Genomic DNA, 5,148 nt, shown 5'->3' with positions numbered 1-5,148 from the left:
GTGCCCGGGTCGCGGCCGTCACCGCGGAAGACAGCCGCCGCGCCGCGCCGTACGCCCAACGCAGCGCCGCCCAGCAAACGCGACTCCGCCTTCCGTTGCTCCCGACAACTACTGTCGGGTCGTTCCCGCAGACCACCGAGTTGCGTACCGCGCGGGCGGATCTGCGCGCCGGGCGGATCGACGCGACCCAGTACGACGAACGCATCGAAACCGAGATCCGGGAAGTGCTCACCTTCCAGGAGAAGGCCGGGCTGGATGTCCTCGTGCACGGCGAACCCGAGCGCAACGACATGGTCCAGTACTTCGCCGAGCAGCTCGACGGCTATCTCGCGACGCAGCACGGCTGGGTGCAGTCCTACGGCACTCGCTATGTACGGCCGCCGGTGCTCGTCGGCGACATCTCCCGCCCCGCACCGATGACGGTGCGCTGGTGGAAGTACGCGCAGTCGCAGACCGACCGTCCGGTCAAGGGCATGCTGACCGGGCCGGTGACGATGCTGGCGTGGTCGTTCGTCCGGGACGACCAGCCGCGGAGCGAGACCGCGGAACAGGTCGCACTCGCGTTGCGGGACGAAGTGAATGACCTGGAGGCGGCCGGCGCCGCGGTGATCCAGGTGGACGAGCCCGCCTTGCGGGAGACGCTCCCGCTGCGGAAGGTGGATCGTGCGGCCTACCTCGCCTGGAGCACGGAGGTGTTCCGGCTGACCACCAGCGGCGTACGGGCTGACACCCAGATCCACACGCACATGTGTTACGTGGAGTTCGGCGACATCCTCAATGCGCTGGACGAGATGGATGCCGATGTCGCGAGCCTCGAGGCGGCCCGCTCACACATGCAGGTCGCCCACGAGCTCGGCGACGCGGGCTACCCGCGAGGCGTGGGTCCTGGTGTCTATGACATCCACTCACCGCGAGTGCCTGGTACGCCGGAGGTGGTGTCTCTGCTCCGGAAGGGCCTGGACGCGATCCCGGCGGAACGCCTCTGGGTCAACCCCGACTGTGGGCTGAAGACCCGCGGCTGGCCGGAGGTCCGCGACTCCCTGCAGAACCTGGTCGGCGCGGCGCGCGAAGTACGGAGCGAACTCAGCTGACACACGAAGGTGGCCGGAGCAGCTTCTGCTCCGGCCACCTTCCAGGTCACTCCCCTGCCGCTGCCTGCTTGATGAGGTCGGCGACCGCCTGCGGCTGGGACACGTAGATCGCGTGGCTGCCGGCGACCTCGACGACCTTGGCGCCCGCACGCTCGGACATCGCGCGCTGAGCCGGCGGCGGGATCATCCGGTCGTCGGTGGCGACCAGGTACCAGCTCGGCTTCACCCGCCAGGCCGGCTCGGTCACTGCCTGAGCCAGCGCGTCCACGCCCCACGGCACCTGCGCGTCGGCCATGAACGCGGCCAGCCCGCTCGGTACGTCGGCGGCGAAGGAGCCGGCGAACTTCTCCCGGTCGAGGAACAGGAAGCCGTCCTGGGGAGGCAGGATCGGCGGCACGGGCGCACCGGGCGGCGGGTCGGCGATCAGCGTGTTGACCGACTCCCCCTTGTCGGGAGCGAAGGCTGCGATGTACCCGAGCGCGGCCACCTTCTCGTGGGTGCCGGCTTCGGTGATGACGGCCCCGCCGTACGAGTGCCCGACCAGGACGGTCGGACCGTCCTGGAGGTCGAGGATCCGCTTGGTGACGGCGACGTCATCTTCCAGGGAGAGCGTGGGATTCTGCACGATGCTGACCCGGTACCCGTCCGCGACGAGCAGGTCGTACACGCTCTGCCAGCCCGAGCCGTCGACGAAGCCTCCATGGACGAGGACGACGTTGCGGACGGGCGAAGTGGTGGTCATGGTCACTGTCTCCTTCGATGAACCGGATGCGTTGATTCGAAGGTAGTTCGCGCGATCGGCCATCGCTTACGTCAGATGACTGGTCTTCACCGGGTCAGTCGATCGGGTGATCTGCCAGCGCGTCCCGGAGGGCGGCGCGCGACGTGACGCCGAGCTTCGGGAACAGTTGGTAGAGATGGGTTCCGACGGTCCGGGGAGACAGGAAGAGCTTGTCGCCGATCTGCTTGTTGGTGAGCCCGGCCGCGGCCAGCAATGCGATCTCTCGCTGCTGCGGGGTCAGGACGTCGATCGCCCTGCTGGCGTCGGTGTGCGCTCCCGGTAGACCCGTCGCCCGCAGTTCGCTGCCCGCCCGCTTCACCCAAGGCTCGGCATGGAGCCGCCGGAAGATGTCGCGCGCGGCGGCGAGATGACTGCGTGCCTTGCTCGCGCTCTTGGCTCGCCGCAGGCGTTCACCGTAGATGAGGTGAACGCGCGCCACCTCGAAGGGCCACCGTTCGGCGCCGGGAACAGCCAATGCCGCCTCGAACAACCGGCTGTCCTCCGGCTCGGCGGCCACCATCGCGGCCGCGGCAGTCGCGACAAGGGCGAGCCGTGGTGAGATCTCATCGATGCCGGCGGCCTGGATCGCGGCGACATGCGCGGCGGCCTCTGCCTGACGGCCGGTCCGGCCGGCCGCTTCGACGACGTCCAGGATGACCCAGAGCGCGTGGGCCGAGTGGGGTACCAGAGTGCCTGCCGGCGAGATCGCCGTCGCGTGCCGGTAGGCGGCCTCGTAGTCAGCTCGGCCGAGGGCTGCCAACGCATTGACGTGGGAGGCGTAGTTGAGCACGAACCCGCACTGACGCGGCCCGGCCCATTGGATCATTTCGTCGGTCAGGGCGATCGTCGTCTGCTCGTCGCCGCGGGCAGCGGCGATCAGTGCGTGCTGGAATCGCAGCACATAGGCCAGCAACTGGTAGTTGTGTGTCTCGCACAGGGCCAGGGCCTCGTCAGCGAGCCGAGCGACTTCGTCCCAGTCCCCGGAGAGCAGGCCGTCGCATCCCAGCAGGAGCAGCGCCTCGATCCCGGCCGTGACCGCGCCACCGGCCCGGCCGTGCTCGACCGCCCGCCACAGGGCGGCCCGGCAGGCCGGCAGCCGGTCGACGTACAGGGCGGCGACGCCGACGCGGATGATCTGCCCGGGATCTGACTGCTCACCGAGCCCGGCGACCACCTCGTCGAGCCGGCCGAGCACCGGCAGCGCCCGCAATGCGGGCTCCACGTAGGTGCTGGCCAGCAGGTCGATGAGTTCGGGAGGCTCCGGCCGCAGGCGTGCCATCACCGCCCGGAGCGACTCGACCAGCTCCGCCCGTGAGCCGAAAGAGACGAGCGCTTGCAGAACCCACAGCGCTTCCCCGATGACCTCGTCCTTGGCGTCGGTGGGATCAGCAGCGGTCTCGAGCCCACCGACAAGCAGCCGGTGGGCCGTATCGATGGCGCCGTGGCCGTTGAGCAGGTACGCGGCGCCTGCCAAGGCGACGACGAGTGAGGGCGGCTCACGCAGTACCCCTGGCTCGAGAAGCTCCAGAATGTTGCGCATGTCGCCGGTGACGTCGACGCCGATGTAAGCGGCCATCACCGATCGCCGCTTGCGATCATCGACCTGAGGACTCAGGTCGGCGGCGCGGAGCAGCAGGACCATGGCACCGACGGGGTCGCCCCGCTGTTGCACCCTGGCAGCGACTCGTTCGAGCAGAGCCGCGACCTCCTCATCCAGACCGGTAGTGGACTCGGCCAGATGCCAGGCATGCCGCTCGGAGTCCATTGCGAACTGCTCGGCCAAGGCTCGATGCGCTTGGGCGCGTTGCTCACTGGTCGACAACTCGACCACCGCCGCGCGGGTCAGCGGATGCCGGAAGGCCAGCCGCCCGGCTCCCCCGTCGATGTGGATCAGCCGCGCCCTCTCGGCTGCGTCCAGCGCTTGCCTCCCCCACTCCGCCGCGGCCGCGTTCTGCACGACGCGCAGATCACCGGAACCCTCGAGCGCGGCTATCAGCAACTGGCCGCGCGTCTCCTCCGACAGGTTGCTGATCCGCGACGCGAAGAGAGACTGCAGGCGCCGGCTGATCGGAGGCGGCGTCTGCGGGGCCGGATCCCCGCCAGGCCGGTAGCCGCTGAGAGCGATCGGCATCTCGAGCAGGGCCAGCGGATTACCTTGCGCATCGGCGAGGAGACGCTGCCGGACCCGTGGTGACAAGGTCGGGAAGCGATAGTCCACCAGCGCGGCAGCAGCGTCGTCGGGCAGCGGTGGCACCTCGAGCTCCGGCAGGCCGCCGCCCTCGAAGAAGCTGACCTCGTCGGACCGGAAAGCGGCAAGGAACCCGACGCGGCTATCGGCCAGGCGGCGGGCGACGAACCCCAGTACTACGGCGCTGACGCGATCCAGCCACGGCATGTCGTCGACGATCACCACCAGAGGCCGGTCCCCCGCAACGTGCGTGAGCAGGGCGAGCATCGCGTTCGAAACCGTCAACTGGTCCGGCGGCGCTCCCTCGTAAAGCCCGGTCGTGACCTCCAACGCCTTGCAGTACCTGTCGCTCAGCCTGCGGAGATCCTCGCCGAGCGGATGCACCACCTGGTTGAGCCCGGCGAAACTCATGTCGGCCTCGAACTCGACCCCGGCGGCCCGGATCACGCGGGCTCCGTCGGCCGTCGCCCGCGCCGCGGCGGCATCGAGCAGCACAGACTTGCCGACACCGGCTTCTCCGGTCAGCAGCAAACCCCCGCCGCCGACGGCCGTAGTCGCGATGAACGCATCAAGCTGCTCGAGCTCTGCCTCGCGACCGAACAGTCTGTTGCCCCCCGTGACCTCTCCTCCACCAGTCACAGCGCTGGATTCTACTCCGCGAGACCGCTTCAGCCGACCTTCTGGCCGAGGTGGACCCGGAGGAACTCGACAGAAGGGTGGGGTCCGCGCAGTGACTCTGCTGGGTCGGCCAGCGATCGGTCTGGGCCGAGGACATAGGCCGCGATGGCGCTCCCTGGGCCGGTGCAGCGCCGACGTCCATCAGCCCTTCACGGTAGGTCGCGCCGACGGTGTACGCGATGCCCTTGATGGAGCGGCTGCTGTGGCCGGGGCTGATCTGCGCCCGCGGATCCGGCTCGATGACGATGCTGTCGGGGTCGCTATCCGGCGCCGCGACGCTGGAGAACCGGATCGGGTGACCGCTCAGCACCGCGAGCGTGGTGACGACCCGCAGGGAGAACTTCATACCAATTAAGGTAACTTATAGTCAACCAGTTAACAATAATGATGGGCACCGCTGAGGGGCCGGG

The 5,148-nt window shown here is 69.0% G+C and carries 3 protein-coding genes; 1 reads left to right on the top strand and 2 read right to left on the bottom strand.

What is annotated here, in order from left to right:
• Window positions 1–1,091 (top strand): 5-methyltetrahydropteroyltriglutamate--homocysteine S-methyltransferase (gene metE, locus VFG33_RS06535; RefSeq protein ID WP_325023459.1); only part of this gene is annotated, 1,091 nt, incomplete at its 5' end.
• A gap of 46 nt (window positions 1,092–1,137) precedes the next feature.
• On the opposite strand, the gene VFG33_RS06530 is transcribed toward metE, so the two are convergent.
• Complete coding sequence (locus tag VFG33_RS06530; RefSeq protein ID WP_325023456.1) at window positions 1,138–1,833, bottom strand: alpha/beta fold hydrolase; 696 nt, start codon at window positions 1,831–1,833, stop codon at window positions 1,138–1,140.
• A gap of 94 nt (window positions 1,834–1,927) precedes the next feature.
• On the bottom strand, window positions 1,928–4,699 hold the full coding sequence (locus tag VFG33_RS06525; RefSeq protein ID WP_325023454.1) for a helix-turn-helix transcriptional regulator: 2,772 nt from the start codon (window positions 4,697–4,699) through the stop codon (window positions 1,928–1,930).
• Window positions 4,700–5,148 lie beyond the last annotated feature (449 nt).

The sequence above is a fragment of the Kribbella sp. genome (assembly GCF_035687465.1).
Classification (GTDB): domain Bacteria; phylum Actinomycetota; class Actinomycetes; order Propionibacteriales; family Kribbellaceae; genus Kribbella.
This window is presented reverse-complemented; position numbering and strand designations above follow the sequence as displayed.

Coding starts and splice junctions, on each gene's coding strand:
- VFG33_RS06530 (WP_325023456.1), bottom strand. CDS start 1,833: ATGACCACCACTTCGCCCGTCCGCAACGTCGTCCTCGTCCATGGAGGC.